The sequence below is a fragment of the Nonomuraea cavernae genome, from assembly GCF_040655715.1.
In the GTDB taxonomy this organism is placed as follows: domain Bacteria; phylum Actinomycetota; class Actinomycetes; order Streptosporangiales; family Streptosporangiaceae; genus Nonomuraea; species Nonomuraea cavernae_A.
The window spans coordinates 126,005-142,144 of record NZ_JBFAKL010000012.1 but is presented as its reverse complement, the minus strand read 5'-3'; the positions used below and the strand labels follow the sequence as shown (position 1 = coordinate 142,144).

The 16,140-nt window shown below is 71.1% G+C and carries 15 protein-coding genes; 6 read left to right on the top strand and 9 right to left on the bottom strand.

Going from position 1 to position 16,140, the window contains the following annotated elements; genetic code table 11:
• Window positions 1-2 precede the first annotated feature (2 nt).
• Entirely contained in the window at window positions 3-299 is a 297-nt protein-coding gene (locus tag AB0I38_RS19685) for a tetratricopeptide repeat protein (protein ID WP_358469545.1), read from the top strand.
• Here the strand turns inward: AB0I38_RS19685 and AB0I38_RS19680 are convergent.
• The gene (locus tag AB0I38_RS19680) at window positions 280-1,056 is read right to left on the bottom strand and encodes a hypothetical protein (protein ID WP_358469542.1); all 777 of its coding nucleotides are present in this window, start codon (window positions 1,054-1,056) and stop codon (window positions 280-282) included. The two genes, AB0I38_RS19685 and AB0I38_RS19680, sit on opposite strands and share 20 nt — an antisense overlap.
• Before the next feature lie 169 nt (window positions 1,057-1,225).
• Between AB0I38_RS19680 and AB0I38_RS19675 the strand changes: the two genes are divergently transcribed.
• Window positions 1,226-2,008, top strand: a complete 783-nt coding sequence (locus tag AB0I38_RS19675; RefSeq protein ID WP_358469539.1) for a tyrosine-protein phosphatase — start codon at window positions 1,226-1,228, stop codon at window positions 2,006-2,008.
• A 92-nt stretch (window positions 2,009-2,100) separates the two neighbouring features.
• Here AB0I38_RS19675 and AB0I38_RS19670 read toward each other — a convergent pair whose 3' ends face one another.
• Window positions 2,101-3,141, bottom strand: a complete 1,041-nt coding sequence (locus AB0I38_RS19670) for a Gfo/Idh/MocA family protein (protein ID WP_358469536.1) — start codon at window positions 3,139-3,141, stop codon at window positions 2,101-2,103.
• 21 nt (window positions 3,142-3,162) lie between these two features.
• On the bottom strand, window positions 3,163-4,062 hold the full coding sequence (locus AB0I38_RS19665; RefSeq protein WP_358469534.1) for a proteasome assembly chaperone family protein: 900 nt from the start codon (window positions 4,060-4,062) through the stop codon (window positions 3,163-3,165).
• Between the two features lie 150 nt (window positions 4,063-4,212).
• Here AB0I38_RS19665 and AB0I38_RS19660 point away from each other — a divergent pair, with 150 nt between their 5' ends.
• Window positions 4,213-4,512, top strand: coding sequence for an ankyrin repeat domain-containing protein (locus AB0I38_RS19660; protein ID WP_358469532.1), 300 nt, complete (start codon window positions 4,213-4,215; stop codon window positions 4,510-4,512).
• A 184-nt stretch (window positions 4,513-4,696) separates the two neighbouring features.
• Window positions 4,697-5,710 carry a terpene synthase family protein gene (locus AB0I38_RS19655; RefSeq protein ID WP_358469530.1) on the top strand — a complete coding sequence of 338 codons (1,014 nt, stop codon included), beginning with the start codon at window positions 4,697-4,699 and terminating at the stop codon, window positions 5,708-5,710.
• Here AB0I38_RS19655 and AB0I38_RS19650 read toward each other — a convergent pair.
• The 4 genes from AB0I38_RS19650 to AB0I38_RS19635 all read right to left on the bottom strand — a co-directional run bounded on the left by AB0I38_RS19650 (window position 5,620) and on the right by AB0I38_RS19635 (window position 11,829).
• Entirely contained in the window at window positions 5,620-7,665 is a 2,046-nt protein-coding gene (locus AB0I38_RS19650) for an ATP-binding protein (protein ID WP_358469528.1), read from the bottom strand. The two genes, AB0I38_RS19655 and AB0I38_RS19650, sit on opposite strands and share 91 nt — an antisense overlap.
• Before the next feature lie 329 nt (window positions 7,666-7,994).
• On the bottom strand, window positions 7,995-8,843 hold the full coding sequence (locus AB0I38_RS19645; protein WP_358469526.1) for an ABC transporter permease: 849 nt from the start codon (window positions 8,841-8,843) through the stop codon (window positions 7,995-7,997).
• On the bottom strand, window positions 8,840-11,374 hold the full coding sequence (locus AB0I38_RS19640; protein WP_358469524.1) for an alpha/beta fold hydrolase: 2,535 nt from the start codon (window positions 11,372-11,374) through the stop codon (window positions 8,840-8,842). The genes AB0I38_RS19645 and AB0I38_RS19640 overlap by 4 nt, the downstream gene beginning before the upstream one ends.
• 47 nt (window positions 11,375-11,421) lie before the next feature.
• Window positions 11,422-11,829 (bottom strand): PaaI family thioesterase, encoded by a 408-nt coding sequence (locus tag AB0I38_RS19635; RefSeq protein WP_358469522.1) that lies wholly within the window; start codon window positions 11,827-11,829, stop codon window positions 11,422-11,424.
• A gap of 25 nt (window positions 11,830-11,854) precedes the next feature.
• On the opposite strand from AB0I38_RS19635, the gene AB0I38_RS19630 reads away from it, so the two are divergent.
• Window positions 11,855-13,219, top strand: coding sequence for a cytochrome P450 (locus AB0I38_RS19630; RefSeq protein ID WP_358469520.1), 1,365 nt, complete (start codon window positions 11,855-11,857; stop codon window positions 13,217-13,219).
• Window positions 13,220-13,249: 30 nt separating this feature from the next.
• Window positions 13,250-14,419: a hypothetical protein gene (locus AB0I38_RS19625; protein WP_358469518.1), complete on the top strand. Its 1,170-nt coding sequence runs from the start codon at window positions 13,250-13,252 to the stop codon at window positions 14,417-14,419.
• On the opposite strand, the gene AB0I38_RS19620 is transcribed toward AB0I38_RS19625, so the two are convergent.
• Window positions 14,377-15,411 (bottom strand): copper resistance D family protein, encoded by a 1,035-nt coding sequence (locus AB0I38_RS19620; protein ID WP_358469516.1) that lies wholly within the window; start codon window positions 15,409-15,411, stop codon window positions 14,377-14,379. The genes AB0I38_RS19625 and AB0I38_RS19620 overlap by 43 nt on opposite strands.
• On the bottom strand, window positions 15,408-16,064 hold the full coding sequence (locus AB0I38_RS19615; protein WP_358469514.1) for a copper resistance CopC family protein: 657 nt from the start codon (window positions 16,062-16,064) through the stop codon (window positions 15,408-15,410). Before AB0I38_RS19615 ends, AB0I38_RS19620 begins: the two co-directional genes overlap by 4 nt.
• Between the last annotated feature and the right edge of the window lie 76 nt (window positions 16,065-16,140).

The following is a 16,140-nucleotide window of genomic DNA, read 5'->3' as shown; positions in this document are numbered from 1 at the left end:
CGGTGACTCGTGGGGCGTGGCCCGCACCCGCGCTGTCCGCCGGCCGGGCGCTCGCCAGGCTGGGCCGGATCGAGGAGTCGGAGCGCGAGCTGCGCCGAGCCGTGCACGCCTTCGAGGAGCTGGACGACCGGTGGTGGATGGCGCTGAGCCTGCGCCACCTCGGCGAGGCCCACCTCGACGCGGGCGGCCCGAGCGCCGCCGTCCACCCCCTGGAGCAGGCCAGGGAGATTTATCGCAGCCTCGGCAACGAGGCCGGCCTGCGCCGCACCCTGGAGCTGCTCAAGCGGACGGGGGCCTGATCAGCTCGCCCGCCGTCTGGCGGGCCTGGTCGATGCTCTCCTCGAACAACTTGCGCACGTGCCGGGCCTGCTCGCCCAGCTCCCTGATGCGCTCGTACGCCACCTGGTCGCGCACCGTCTCGGCGATCAGCTGCTGGTAGTCGGGGGTCCGCGCGGCCAGCGCCTCCAGCCGCTGGTGGGCGTGGTAGACCTGGTCGGCCCGCATCACCTGCTTGGCGTACTCCTCCAGGCGGCGGACCCGTTTCGACAGTGACGTCCAGGCGGCGTCGAGCGCCGAGGTGTAGGGCTTGAAGGCGTCCTCCAGGCCCGACGGCAGCTCGCGCGGGACCAACCTGCCGTGCTCACGGTGCATGGCCGACAGCCGCGACAGCCGTTCGGCGATCTGCCACACCTCCTCCGGCAGCGTCACCTGGTTGTCGATCGTGTCGATCAGCCCGGCCCGGTGCACCCGGGAGGCCAAAATCCTGTCGACCGCGTCCTGGGCGCGGCTCAGCAGCATCTGGCAGGGGTAGTCGAGGTCCTCGGGCAGCACGTAGCGCGCGGCGTGCTCGTAGGCGAGCCGCAGGAGCCTCCTGTTCGCCCGCTTGGCGGCGTCGACGGCCAGCCAGCGCATCAGCGCGATGAGGCTCATGCCGGCGGCGGCCACGACCGTGGCCGTGGTGTCGGTCAGTATCCAGATGAGCAGCAGGAAGCCGGGCAGAGCGAAGAGCAGGACGGGATTGTACGAAGGCTCGATCCGCCAGCCGGTTCGGGCCATGCGGAGCACCTGCGGATTGGATCGCAGCTGGATCGATATCTCCGGTGGCAGCGATGGATCTATCACCAGCCGCGGGGGCAGAGCACGCGGATCCATAGGTTCATGCTGCGTTATGAACCTCGAATCCGCTCATTTTTCAGGGACGTATAGGGTCGCATCGATGAATGCGATGACGAGATGGATAGACCTGGAAGGCGCCGTCAACGTCCGTGACCTGGGAGGGTTGCCCACCACTGATGGTGGAGCCACCCGTTACGGCCGGATTTTTCGCGCGGACAATCTCCAGGGGCTCACGCATGGCGATGTGTCACGGCTGGTCAGCGAGCTCAAGCTGCGCCACGTCGTCGACCTTCGCTCCACCGCCGAGGTCAGCCTCGAAGGTCCCGGCCCGCTGGCCCGCGTCCCCGAGGTGACCCACCACCATCTGACACTGTTCGCCGAGGGAGGCAGGCACACCGACGTCGAGGCCGACACCGTCGACCTCGACCGGGTGCTGCCCTGGCAGGAGCGCCGGCTGGACGAGGACCTGCGGATGACCGGCTTCTACTACGGCTATCTGCGTGACCGGCCCGACGCGGTCGTCGCGGCGCTGCGCGCGATGGCGCTCAGCGACGGAGCGGCCGTGGTCCACTGCGCGGCCGGCAAGGACCGCACCGGCGTGCTGTCGGCGCTCGCGCTGGAGGTCGCGGGCGCCACCAGGCAGGCGATCGTCGAGGACTACGCGGCCACCGGAGAGCGACTGGAGCTGGTGCTGCGCCGGCTGCGGAGCAGCACCACCTACCGTGACGACCTCGACTCACGGCCGGCCGACGACCACATGCCGAGACCGAGGTACATCGAGCAGTTCCTGGCCGTGCTCGACGACCGCTTCGGCGGGCCGCGCGGCTGGCTGGAACTGCACGGCTGGACCGGCGACGACACCGACGCGGTGCGCTCCCGCCTGCGCGACTGATCCCGGCGACCGCGCGCCCACCCGCGCGGCACGCCCGGTAGGTGCGCTCCCGGCCGCCGGGCCGGCCGGGTGGGCACCGCCCCGTGCGCGCCTCAGCCCAGGTGCGTCACGATGCGCTGGACGGCCGAGACGCGGGCCGCGTCGAGAACGGCCAGCGCGTCGACGACGCCGCACGGGTCGACCGGCGGCGCCGCCCCCTCGCGCAGGCAGGCCACCACGCCCCGGTAGAAGTCGAGATAGCGGCCGGGCAGAGTGGGGACCGAGACGGCCTGCTCGGCGGCGCCGAGCGTGCCCCACAGGTCCTCGTCCTCCTCGCCGAACCCCGGCGCGGCGGGCGAGAGCCCGGCCCGCAGCCGCCCCTCCTGCACGTCGAGACCGTGCTTCAGGTAGCCGGCGGCCGAGCCCAGCACCCGGAACCGGGGCCCGGGACGCGCGGCCATCGCGCCGGCCCACAGGTGGGAGCGGACACCGCCGACATGGGTGAGCGCCAGGAACGTGTCGTCGTCGGAGGCGACGCCCGCACGCCGGACGTCGGTCTCGGCGTAGACCTCGCGGACCGGGCCGAACAGCTGGATCGCCTGGTCGACGAGATGGCTGCCCAGGTCGTAGAGCAGGCCACCGATCTCCTCGGCGCCTCCGGACTCCCGCCAGCCGCCCTTGGGCACCGGCCGCCAGCGCTCGAACCGTGACTCGAACCGCAGCACCTCACCCAGCGCCCCGCCGTCCACCAGCTCGCGCACGGTCAGGTAGTCGCCGTCCCAGCGGCGGTTCTGGAACACGGTCAGCATGAGCCCCCGCTCGCCGGCGAGGGCGACCAGCGAGCGGGCCTCCTCGGCGCTGCCCGCGAGCGGCTTGTCGACCACGACCGGCTTGCCCCGGGTGAGCGCCTCGGTCGCCACCGGCACGTGGGTGCGGTTGGGCGACGCGACGACCACCAGGTCGCACCGGTCCCAGAGCAACTCCACGTCGGGCACCGCCACGGCGGCGTACCTGCCGGCGACCTCGGCCGCCCGCGCCGGATCGCGGGTCACCACGGCCGCCAGCCGCAGCCCCGCGGTCGCCTCGATCAGCGGAGCGTGGAAGCAGGCTCCCGCGGTGCCGTAGCCGACCAGGCCGACGTCGATCTCGCTCATCCGGTCAGGCTAGCGCGCCGCTCACTCGTCATCACGCTCGGCCAGAAAGCGCTCGAACTGCGCCGCCAGCTCATCGCCGGTGGGCATCTGGTTGGGCTCGGCGATCAGGCTCTCGCGCTCGGAGCCGCCGGCGAACGCGTCGTACTGCTGCTCCAGGCCCTTGATCGCGGTCGACAGCTCGGTGGACGCCTGGATCTGCTCCTCGATCTCCGTCGTCGTACGCCGGGCCGCCTCGCGCAGCTCGTCCATGGGGAAGACCAGGCCGGTGCCCCGGGTGACCGCCTCCAGTGCGGTGACGGCGGCATGGGGATACTCGGCCTGAGACAGGTAGTGCGGCACGTGCACCGCGTAGCCCACCGCGTCGTGGCCCTCGGCCCCCAGCCGGAACTCAAGCAGGCCGGCCACGCTGCCGGGCACCTGGACCCTCCCGAACGAGCTGGTCTGCGAGTTGATCAGCTCGGGACGGCTGGCGTGCATGGTGATGCCGAGCGGGCGGGTGTGGGGCACGGCCATCGGCACGCCGTGCAGCGTGACGATCTTGCTGACCCCCAACTCGTCGAGCAGGGTGCCGACCGCCTTGGTGAACAGCTCCCACTCCCGGTCGGGCTCGGGACCGGTCATGACGAGGAAAGGCGTGCCGGTGGTGTCGCGCAGGGTGTGCACGGTCAGGGCGGGGGTCTCGATCTCGACCCAGCGGTCGGTGTCGAAGGTCATGATGGGGCGGCGTGAGCGGTAGTCGAGCAGGCGGTCGACATCGAATGTCGCCACGACCCGGTGCTCCAGCTCTGCCAGCAGGTGGCCCAGCGCGAGGCGTCCGGCACCGCCAGCGTCGACGAAACCGTCGAAGTGGTAGATGAGCACCGGATCGGCCGGCTCGGGCACGTCGTCTGCGAGCTTGTAGAGATCCTTCGGGTCGAACACGGTTGGACAGCCTTTCCCTAGGTACTCTCTCCAGAACCTACGGCGAGCCGGAACGATTCCGTGCAGGGCACCCTATCTAGCCCCGAGGGGAAGCGTGGACGGGACCCGGAGCCGGAAGAGCTCCCCACCAGGTTGTTCGCCGTGGCGAGGGTGGGTGAGCCGGAGTTCTTACGCGCCTGTGCGGTGGGCGAGAGGCTCACCGAGCTTGCCGACGACAAAGGTGACACTTTGCTGATGCCGGCGGCTTATCACGGTAACGCCGAGACGCTCATCGAGCCCTGTGCCGGCCCGGACCGCGCGAACGACCGTGGCCAGAGATCGCTCGCGGGCGTCGTGGGCAAGAAGGAGCCTGACGTGGTCAGAGCGTTGCGCGACGCGGGATCCGATCGGGGGCCGGCAATCCATCCGCGGTGGAGCACCGCCACGACATTCGCGAAAGAACAGTTCTAGAGCGCTAAGCGACAAAGCCATTTATAACATGACATATCAGGAAATGGTGGTGGACTAAACGTGCGTGGCCTTTCAAACGCTCCATCGTCATGCTGTATGAGTGGCTACTTCTGTGCATTCCTCCTTTGGTGGGCGACCCCTCCGCATCCCCCCGCTGCCATGCCCGTTCCCCAGTGACATCAACGTGCATGCCGCGGAGGTCGACGCGGAGAGCCACGCCTGGCTGGCCGCCTCCCACATGCTTGACGGGCCCAAGATGATCGAGCACTTCCGGCGCTCCAGAATCGGCCTGCTGGCCGCACGGACGAACCCCACCGTTCCGCGCGAAAGTCTCAGACTGATCAACGACTGGTACAACTGGCTCTTCGCGTTCGACGACGCCTTCTGCGAGGGGGAGTTGGTGGGACACCGGGCCGCCGCGCTCGCCCGCGCGCTGCCGCCGCTCCTGGAGATCCTCGACGGCCGCAGGAAGCCGGACGGTGACGACCCCTTCGGCGTGGCGCTCCACGAGCTCTTCCACCGCATCTCGGCGACCGCCACCCCGGCCCAGGTGGACCGCTGGCGCATCGCGGTGAAGGAGTATCTCTTCGCCCAGATCTGGGAGGCGGCCAACCGCGAGATCGACCTCATCCCCACCCCCGAGGAGTACGTCCTGATGCGGCGCATCACCGGCGCCACCTTCACCTGCTTCGCCCTGATCGACGTGGGCGGCGGCTACCGGCTCGAAGCGGAGGAATGGCACCACCCCGATGTGCGCGCCCTGTCCGACCTCGCGTGCGACCTCATCGGCTGGGACAACGACCTGCTCTCGTACGCCAAGGAGCGCGGCAAGGACCAGGCCAGGCACAACCTCGTCACCGTCCTCGCGGCGCACCGGGCCTTCACCCTGCAGGAGGCGCTGGAAGAGGTGTCGAGGATGCACAACGACGTGATCGCCGCGTTCCAGGCCCGGCTCGGGTCACTCGACCACTGGGCCACGCTGCCGGTCCGTAAATACGTGCGGGGCCTCGAACACTGGGTGCGCGGGCACATACAGTTCTCGCTCGGCAGCGCTCGCTACATCCACGCCTGGCCCACCGGAACCCACTGGCCGGAGGCCGGAGGCCGTCAGTCCCCGGGGGCGTCCAGCTCGCCCAGTGCGAGCGAGGACGCCTCGTCGAGGTCGAGCCTGCAACCCTCCTCGAAGAGGTTCCTGTAACGCGACTCGCCCAGCGCCTTCTGACATTCCTTGACGCACTGCTCGTGGTCGCTGGTCAGGAACGGAGCCCCGAGCATCGGCAGGCCGGCGGTCTTCCAGTTCTGGTGCAGGGCGCCCAGCAGCCGGGCGGCCAGCGTCGTCTCCTCACCCGCGGCGAAGACCCTCGCGGTGGTCTCCAGCACCAGCAGCGTGCCGAGCGTGTCATGGAAGTGGCGTTTGATCCGCAGAGCCTCACGCGCGCTCTGCAGGGCATCTTCGGTCCGGGCCGTGGCCAGACGCGTGATCGACAGCGCCCACTGCGCGTAGGAGCTCACCCACAGCTCGCCTCGTTCCTTGCACACCTGCAGGCAGTCGGTCAGCAGCGACTCGGCTTCGAACAGCTCGCCCTGCGAGGTCAGTACGATCGACAGCTCGACGATGGCGGGCAGCAGGCCCGGGTTGAGCTCCTTGTTGTCGCTGTTGAACTCGATCGCCACGCCCAGCAGCGCGCTGGCCTTCTGCAGGTCGCCCTGCAGGAGAGCGGCGGTGCCCTGCATCTTGGAGGCGAGGATCACCGCCCTGGAGTCGCCGACCCTGACCGCCTCGGTGCTGCACTGCTCGGCCGCCTGCAGCGCGCCCGTGCTGTCGCCCTGGGCGCTGCGGACGTAGGAGAGCACCCAGAGCGCCTTGCACCGCTCCTTGCTCACGCCCGGGTTGGCCTGGAGCGCCCGCTCCAGGTAGAGGCGCCCTTCGCGGACGAAGCCGCAGCACACCCACATGAACCACAACGACGACAGCAGGGTGAGCGCCAGGACGGTCTCGCCGGGTGTGCGCAGGGCGTGCTCAAGGGCGACGCGCACGTTGTCGTGCTCCTGCCGCATGCGGACGAACCAGTAGATCTGCCGAGGACCCGACCAGGCGTCCTCGCTGCGCCCCGCCAGGGTCAGGTAGTACTCGAGATGCTTGTGGCGCATCTGCTCGGTCTGCCCGAGCTTGTCCAGCCACTCCTCGCCGTACTCGGCCAGCGTGTCGATCAGCTTGTAGCGGACCCCGGCATGGTTGCTCCGGATCAGCAGGATGGACTTCTCGACCAGGCCGGTCACCAGATCGGTGATCGCCTCGGACGGCAGCCGCTCGTCGGAGCAGACGGACCTGGCCGCGTCCAGCTCGAAGTCGCCGGCGAAGACGGACAGCCGCGCCCACAGCAGCCGCTCGGCCGGATCGCACAGCTCGTGGCTCCAGCCGATGGCCGCGCGCAGCGTCTGATGCCTCGGCAGCGCCGTCCGGCTGGCCCCCGCGAGCAGGCTGAACCGGTCGGTCAGCAATCCGAGGATCTGGTCGACCGACAGCGCCCGCAGACGCACCGCGGCCAGCTCGATGGCCAGCGGGATGCCGTCGAGTCTGCGGCACAGCTCGGCCACCGCGCCGATGTTCTGCTCGTCGAGCGCGAAGTCGGGCACCACGGCGCCGGCCCGGGCGGCGAACAGCTGGACGGACTCGTTGGTGAACAGGCTCTCGGCCGGATCGTCGCCCGGCACCAGCAGCGGCGGCACGGGCACGACGTGTTCGTACGGCAGCTGCAGCGACTGGCGGCTGGTGGCCAGGACCTTCAGATGGGGATTGCTCTCCAGCAACTCCTTGACCAGCTCGGCACAGCCCTGGACGAGATGCTCGCAGGTGTCGATGATCAGCAGCATCCGCCGGTCGCCGACCCACTCCGCCAGTGACTCGGACTCGGTACGCGAGGACTGGTCGGCGATGCCCAGGGCGGACGCGATGGTGTGCTTGACCATGCCCGCGTCCTGCAGCCGCGCCAGATCGGCGAACCATACGCCGTCTTCGTACTGGGATCTGATCTGGTGCGCCAGCCGCAGCACGGTGCGGGACTTGCCCACCCCGCCGATCCCGGTGACCGTGACCAGACGCGACTCACCGAGGTGGCGCTTGAGGTTGGCGAGCAAGCGCGTGCGACCCACGAAGCTCGTCAGCTCCGCCGGAAGATTGCCTTCTCGCCGCCAGCCTGTCGGGGTGGCCATGGGCTGCCTCACGAGGGGGTAGGCGGACACCTGCCCAGGCATCGTACCTCTGGAGATTCCGGCTGTCCGGGCGCCGACGCGGCCTGTGGGAGAGACTTTGTTCCTCTCGGTAGCATGTCTACCGTGAGTGAATTTCTCCCTGAGCAGTCGACCGACGACACCGACCTCGGCTGGGGCGAGTGGCAGGAGGACGACTCGGACTCGTTCTATCTGGACGACAAGCCCCCGCACTGGGCCTGACCTCGGGGCCCGGCACCGGGCCCCGAGACCTAGCTGACCACGTCCTTGCGGCGGAACCTGCGGAAGGCCACCGCGATGAGGATGGCCGCGTAGGTCACCGACACCGAGGCGCCCTTGGCCATCCCGCTCCAGTCGAGCTCCGGCGCGAGCGCGTCGAGCCAGGCGGTGTTCCAGAACGTGGGCAGAAACTCCCGCAAGGCCCCCAGCGCCTCCACGGCCTGCAGGATCGTGCTGACGATCCACAGGCCCACCGCCCCGCCCACCGCGCCGAGCGGCGAGTCGGTGACCGTGGAGATGAGGAACGCCAGTGCCGCCACCACCAGCTGGCTGACCAGCGCGTAGCCGATCACGATGCCGAAGCGCGGCAGCACGTCGAGCGCCGGGATCGTCTCGCCCGTGCCGGGCACCTGGATGTCGTGCCAGCCGAACGCGAGCGTGCCCGCGAGCAAGGCCATCAACGGCAGGCAGATGACCGCCGTCGCCGAGTAGCCGAGCGCCACGATGAGCTTCTGCCGGAGCAGCCGGTCACGCGGCACCGGGGCGGCCAGCAGGTAGCGCAGTGACGACCAGCTGGCCTCGCTGGCCACCGTGTCGCCGCAGAACAGCGCCACGGCCACCACGAGCAGGAAGCTGGCCGACACCGACAGCACGAACGCCGCGAAGTTGAGCCCGCTCGCCGAGGCCAGGTCGGAGATGCGCAGCGTCGCCTGCTGCTGGCCGCCGCCCTGCGGGCCGAACTGGAACGCGATCACCAGGATCCACGGCAGCGCCAGCAGCAACCCGAACATGACCAGCGTGCGCCGTCGTTTAAACTGCCTGACGATCTCGACCTTGAGCGGAAGGGTCCGGCGGGGGGCGTAGCCCGTCGCGGCGGTCACGACTTGTCTCCGATGAGGTCGAGGAACACGTCTTCGAGGCGCGGCCCGTGACCGTTGGTCGGCACGGCCTCGCTGAGCAGGACGGACACCGGCCCGGCGGATACCAGGCGGCCCCGGTGCATGACCACCACGTGGCTGCAGGTCTGCTCCACCTCGGCCAGCAGGTGGCTGGACACGATCACCGTGCGGCCGTCGCGCGCGTAGCGCTTGAGCACCTCGCGCATCTCCCGGATCTGGGGTGGGTCGAGCCCGTTGGTCGGCTCGTCGAGCACCAGCAGGTCGGGGAGGCCGAGCATGGCCTGGGCGATGGCCAGCCGCTGGCGCATGCCCTGGGAGTAGGTGCGGACCGCCCGCTCCAGCGCCTTGCCCAGCCCCGCGATCTCGAGCGCCTCGTCGAAGCGTGCGTCGGCGGTGGGCCGGCCGGTGGCGGCCCAGTAGAGCTCGAGGTTTTCCCGCCCGGACAGGTGGGGCAGGAACCCGGGACCCTCGACGAACGATCCGAGCCGAGACAGCACGGGCGCTCCTGAGGTCACGAGGTCGCCGAAGATCCGGATCTCGCCCGCGTCGGGCTGGATGAGGCCCATCATCATCCGCATCGTGGTGGTCTTGCCGGCTCCGTTGGGCCCGAGCAGCCCCAGCACCTGGCCCTGCTCGACCCGGAACGACAGCCCGTCGACGGCGAGCTCGCCGTTGCGGTAGGCCTTGGTCAGCCCGGTGATCTCCAGCGGGACCCCGGGCTCGCCGGCCCGCTCGGCCGCGTCCTCGCCGGAGCGGACCCGCCTGCGGCCGGTGGCCAGCACGAGCGCGGCCACCACGATGGAGGCCAGCGGCAGGGCCCACACCCACCAGGCCAACCCGGTCGCGGGCGCCGTGAGCGTGGTGACCGTGGGCACGGTCAGCGCGGGCGAGGCCAGGCCGATCTGGTAGGAGGCCGGCTCGGCGGGCGTGGCGTACCCCATGTCGGTCGTCGCCACCGTCAGCCGCAGCCGGTGCCCGGCGGCGAAGGCGTGGTCGACGGCGGGCAGCGTCACGGTGGCCTCGACGCTGCTCTGCCCCTCGGGGACGGTCACACGGAACGGCGCCACCAGCCCGGCGGGCAGGGTGGGCGGCTGGGCACTGTCGGACACGTCGAAGAGCTTGGCGAACAGCGTCACCTGGCCCTTGCCCGACACCTTGATCGTGGCGGTCGGGCTGCCCGTGAGCTGGAGGGGTGCGGTCAGCGGAGCCGACTCGAAGGAGGCGCTCTGGCCCGGCATGTCGAGCGAGAGGCTCACGTTGCTCTGGCCGCCGCCGCCCAGCAGGCCGCTGACGCCCGGCACCGTCGAGATCGAGGCGGGCGCGCCACCGGGCGGGTTGACGACCGGCTGCTCCGGGCCCGACAGCGTGACCGAGGTCGTGGCGGTGCCGCCGAGGCCGGGGTAGGAGGCGGCCTCGGGGTGCAGGCGGATGCGCTGGCGGGTGCCGGGGTCGCGACCGCCGTCACGGGTCACCGTGAACGGCTGGGCCACGGCCGAGCCGTCCTCCTTGAGGTAGTGGCCGAACCAGGCCGTCGTCTGGTCGTGCAGCCAGTCGGCCTCACCGTTGCCGCCGTCGTGGCCGCCGTCGAACCAGGTCAGGCTCACCGGTGTGCCCGCGGCGGCGATCGCCCGGGCGTTGGCGTCGGCATGGTCGAGAGGGAAGAGCGAGTCGCGCTGCCCCTGGACGAGCAGCGTCGGCGCCTTGATGCGGCCGGCCACCGCGACGGGGCTGGACTGGCGCAGCAGCGCCACGGCCTCGGGCGTGGCCTTGCCCGTCTGGGCGACCTGCTGGTAGATGTCGCAGATCGCGGGCAGGAACCGGCCGCAGCGCGCCTCCTCCGCCGAGAGCGGCTCGGGCTGCCGGGTCAGCGCCTCCAAGCCCTGGATCGGGCCGCCGCCCCTGCCGAAGAAGAAACCGGCCCACATACGCTTGAACACGCCGTTTTCCGGACCCTGGCCCGTGGCGTCGGGGAACAGCGCGTCGGCCAGGTCGGACCAGGTGATCTGAGGGACGATCGCGTCCACCCGGTTGTCGTGGGCGGCCGTCATCAGCGCGATCGACCCGCCGTAGGAGCCGCCCGCGATGCCGACGCGCGGGTCGCCCGCGGCGTCGAGCCGGACCTCGGGCCGCTCGGCCAGCCAGTCGATCAGCTGCTTGACGTCCTTGACCTCGTAGTCGGGGGAGTTGAGCGCGATCTGACCGGTCGAACGGCCGAACCCGCGCGCCGACCAGGTCAGCACGGCGTAGCCGTCCTGCGCGAGTCGTTCCGCCTGGAAGCGGACGCTCTGCTTGCTGCCGCCGAAACCGTGCGCGAGCAGGACCGCCGGAGCCTTGCCGCCGCCCGGTGGAGCGAAGAACGTGGCGTCTATCTCCACTCGCTGGTCGTCGGCGGGCCCGTCGACGACGGCGATCCTCTGCTCTTGCCCGCGCACTTCGGGTGCGGACGGCCAGATCAGCCAGGCCGCCACGCCGACGAGCGCGAGCACCGCGACGAGCGCGGCCACACGTTTCATGGCGCGAGCCTACTTTCCCGACCTGAGAGATCCCTGAGACGACCGGCTCAGCCGAGGATCGCGTAGACCGTGGACGCCCGCGCGACCGGGTCGCCGGCACCGTCGGCCATCAGCGTGATCTCGGAGAAGGCCAGCGTGCGGCCCAGCTTGGTGACGCGCACGTCGATCAGGACGTCCTTGTCCACGACCGGCCGCTGGAACGTCGTCGACTGCTGCACGGTGGTCATCGGCACGAAGCCGCCCCGGGCCGACGAGATCGCGAGCACCGTGGCCGTGTCGGCGGCGGCCATCATCGCCTGCCCGCACAGCCCGCCGCCCTCCCTGGCCAAGGTGCCGGACCAGGGCAGCCGGACGATCGCGTGGCGCTCGCCCACCTCTTCGACCCGCAGCCCCAGCTGCTGGATCCACGGCGCGAAGTAGTCGCGCAGAATCGCCTCGGCGTCTTCTGGAGTCACGCGCTCATCATGCACGCTGGAACCCGTGAACGAGGACACTCCGGCGCCTCCTGTGGACAACGCCGGTTCACCCCGCCCGCCTGTGGACGACGGTCCACGACCCCGCCCGCTCGCGGACGACGCCGGATCCGTGCCGCCCGTGGACGTCTTCCTGCCCTCGACGTACGCGCGGGCCGTGCCGTACGAGCTGTACGCGCGGCTCAGGCGTGAGGCCCCCGTCTGCCGGATCCCCGAGCCCGCGGTGGGCCCGTGGCCCGAAGGGCCGGGCTACTGGGCGGTCTTCCGGCACGCGGACGTCAAGCACGTCCTGCGCACCCCCGCCGACTTCTCCTCCCACCTGGGCGCGACCCAGATCCGCGACCCCGAGACCCCGGCCGATCTGGACTTCGTCCGGGCCATGATGCTCAACACCGACCCGCCCGGCCATTCCAGGCTGCGCCGGATCGTGGCCGCCGCCCTCACCCCGCGCGCCGTCCGCGCGCTGGAGCGGACGATCGCGGAGCGGGCCGCGTCGCTGTTCGCCGCGGGCGAGTGCGACTTCGCCGAGGTCGCCGCCGACCTCCCGGTCTGGACGCTGGCGCACGTCATGGGCGTACCCGGCCAGGACAGAAGGCTGCTGTACGACTGGGCCTCGCGGGTGATCGGCTACCAGGACGCCGACCACGCGGGCCTGTCCACGGCCGACGTCGAGCGGCTCACCCCCGCCGGCTGGCTGGCCGCCGCCTCCCGGCCGGAGCCGCGTCCCGGCGCGAACCCGCGCTCCCGGGCGGCGTTGCGCGACATGTTCGGCTACGCGCACGCGCTGGCCCGGTCGCCGATGGACGGCGAGTCGGTCATGTCCGCCATGCTCGCGGGCGGTCTGACCGAGGCGGAGTTCGAGAACATGTTCTTCCTGTTCGCCGTGGCCGGCAACGAGACGCTGCGCAACGGCATTCCCGGCGGCCTGCTCACCCTGCTCCAGCACCCCGGCGAGTTCGCCCGGCTGCGCGCCGACCCGTCGCTGCTGGACTCCGCGGTGGAGGAGATGCTGCGCTTCTGGCCGCCCGTCATGGACTTCAGGCGGACGGCCACCCGTGACCTCACGCTCGGCGGCCGGCGCGTCGCGGCGGGGGAGAAGGTCGTCGTCTATCACGCCTCCGCCAACCGGGACCCGGCGGTCTTCTCCGACCCCGACCGCTTCGACGTCGCCCGCACCCCGAACGATCACGTCAGTTTCGGCTTCGGCCCGCATTTCTGCCTCGGCGCCCATCTCGCCAGGGTCCAGCTGCGCTCGGTCTTCAGAGAGCTCCTCACCTGGGACGTCACGCTCACGGGCGAGCCCGTACGCCTCACCTCGAACTTCCAGAACGGCCTCAAGCAGCTGCCCGTACGCCTGAGACGGCACTGCTGAGATCCCGCGGCGGCCCGTAGGATGCTCGCCGTGAAAACACCAGCCATCGTCAGCAACGCCGCCGCCTGGGCCGCCCCGCACTGGACCAGAGGCCAGGCGGGGCGGGAGACCCCGCCCGACCTGTTCAGGGTGCTCTACTACGGCTGGCTGGTGGCGCTCACCCTCAAACTGCTCGGCTCGGCCTGGGACGTGTCGTGGCACTTCAAGTGGCTGCGTGACGACCTCGCCCCGCCGCACCTGCTCAACTCGGCGGGCACGGTGCTGGTCCTCGCGCTGACCATCGTCCACGGCTACACCGGCTACGGCGTCGACAAGGCGGCCCTCCGGCTGATCCAGTGGGGCACCGGGGTGTTCCTCGTGGCGGTGCCGCTCGACCTGATCAACCACCGGGTCAACGGGCTCGACATCACCTCGTGGAGCCCGTCGCACATCATGCTCTACGCCGGGACGTTCCTCATGATCGCGGGTGTGATCCGCGGCTGGTTCATGGGCGCGCCTCCGGGCAGGGAGCGCACCGTCGTGCTCGGCGCCTTCTTCGCGTTCTTCCTGGAGAACGTGCACTTCCCCGAACAGCACCAGGAGTACGGCATCCTGTCGATCGGCGCCTGGGACAACGGCGCGACCTACGCCGAGCCGATCCTGCTGCGGTTCGCCGCCGACCAGATGGGCCGCCCGATCGACCGGGTGATGATGACGGGGTTCGCGCTGCCCGTGCCGGACGTGCTGTATCCGGTCTACGCGGTGGTCGCCGGTCTGGCCGTGCTGGTCGTCGCCCGGATGATGATCGGCAAGTTCGGCGCGGCGACGCTGGTGGCCGCCGGCTACGTCGGGTTCCGCACGCTGATCTGGCCGCTGCTCACGTTCACCGGCTTCCCGCCGTCGGCGGTGCCGTTCTTCCTGGTGATCGGCGGGCTCTGCGTCGACCTCGCGTTCGCGGTGCGGATGCCGGTCGTGCGCGCCGTGCTCGGGTCGGCCGTGGTGACGGCCGCCGTCTACGCCGCGCTGGCCGCGCAGAGCACGCTCATGGGCCAGGTGTACGGCACGCTCACCGGCCAGTCGGGCCTGCTGGGCGCCCCGCCCCTGGTCATGTCGTCGGCCGTCTGGGCGGGGGCCGGGCTGCTGGCCGTCTGGCTGGTCTGCGAGTGGCTGGCCGCGCGTCAGCCGATCGAGGCGCGGGTGATCGCCACGGCCACGCCGTAGGCCAGGCCCATCACGGCCAGCTCGGCCGTCGCCCAGGCCACCACGGCCGTGGTCGCGCCCCGGCGGACGCCGGGCAGCAGCCGGAAGCGGATGTGCGCGGCCAGCGGCACCAGCAGCGCGGTCAGGGCCACCTTGGCCACGACCAGCAGGCCGTACTCACTGGTGACGATCGCGCCCGGCAGCTCGACGCCGGGCGTGAGCGCCATCGTGCCGAGCCCGCTGATCAGCCCTGACAGACCCACCAACAGCAGGCACAAGGTGGCGACCCGGGAGAACCGGGGCAGGGCCACGGCCAGCAACTCCTTGCGCGGCGCGACGAACACCATGACCGCGATCAGGCCGCCCGTCCAGACCGCCGCACCCATCACGTGCGCCTCCATCGAGATCATGATGGGGTCGTGCCAGACCGAGTCGACCGCGTGACCGGTGACCGGGATGGGCAGCAGCCCGAACAGTGCCACCACGATGCGCAACTCGGCCGGCACCTTCTCGCCGAACCGCACCGCCATCAGTCCGATGCCCGCCGCGGCCAGCGCGCACGCGGCGCTGAACAGCAACCCCTGTCCGGTGCCGACGGTGTCGACATAAGTCGCGATCATGCCGAGCGTGGGCACGCCGCCCGGATTGAGCTCGGCCGTCTGGAACACGATCGTGAGCAGCGCGCACGCCGCCCACGCCCACGCGGCGGTGACCGTGAGCGGCCGGACCCGGCGCATGACGGGCTCGGTGCGTCGCGGGTCGTCGTAGCCGAGCAGCTTGGACAGCAGGCTGAGGCCGACCACGGCGACCGCGGCGATGTCCAGGAGCACGCGGACGACCGGCAGCCCGACGGTCACGACGGGCCCCGGCAGCGGGATGCCCGGCACCGCCTCCTGCGCGGTCAGCGTGGCGGCCACCACGGTGGCCGTGATCGCGCCCACCGCGAACGCGCCCGCCGCCCATCCGCCCGTCCGGTCGTTCGTTCGCTTGGGGACGGCAGTCGTGACCGTCACGCCTGGCTCTCCCCATCCGTCGCCGGGCCGGGACCGGCCCGGCGCAGGGCGACCGCCGTGCCCACGGCCAGGATCAGCAGTGCACCTACGATCCACACCACGGCCATGCCCGCTCCGCCGTTCGCCGCCGCCTCGGCCGCATCGGCGGCCTCAGCCCCGGCATCCTGCCGCGCTGGATCGGCCGGTGCCGCATTGGTCTGTGCCGGGTCGCTCTGAGCAGGGTCAGCCCGTGCCGCGTCAGCCCGTGCCGCGTCAGCCCGTGCCGCGTCAGCCTGTGCCGGCCCGGTGGGGAGGGCGGCGGCCAGGGTGAAGGTGATCTTGCCGGTGACCGGGTGCCCGTCGGCCGACAGGATCCGGTAGCCGACGACGTACGTGCCCCCCGCGGGGAGCGCCCTGACCTTGACGGACACCCGCTCGGCGGCCACAGTGGCGGCGCCGTCGGCCCAGGACGAGCCGCCGGCCCCCGTCACGCCGATCTGCGCGTAGCCCCGGCGTACGGACTGGTCGAACACCAGCGTGATCCGCTCGGGAGAGGCGGACAGCGTGGCCCCGTCCTTGGGGTCGCTGCTCACCAGCACGTTGTGCGCCAGGGCAGGGGGTGAGATCCCCAGCCCGGCGCAGACGAGCAGCAGAACCGTGAGTAGCCGCCTCACCGATCAGCACCTTCCCTAGGACGTCACGCGACGTCCATGGTCCCACCTCGCGAGGGACGGCGGCGCCCGTGGCCGC

Bases quoted from the DNA above. Each gene is read 5' to 3' on its own strand.
- AB0I38_RS19675 (WP_358469539.1), top strand. From the start codon at position 1,226: ATGACGAGATGGATAGACCTGGAAGGCGCCGTCAACGTCCGTGACCTG.
- AB0I38_RS19680 (WP_358469542.1), bottom strand. From the start codon at position 1,056: ATGGCCCGAACCGGCTGGCGGATCGAGCCTTCGTACAATCCCGTCCTG.
- AB0I38_RS19670 (WP_358469536.1), bottom strand. From the start codon at position 3,141: ATGAGCGAGATCGACGTCGGCCTGGTCGGCTACGGCACCGCGGGAGCC.
- AB0I38_RS19640 (WP_358469524.1), bottom strand. From the start codon at position 11,374: ATGAAACGTGTGGCCGCGCTCGTCGCGGTGCTCGCGCTCGTCGGCGTG.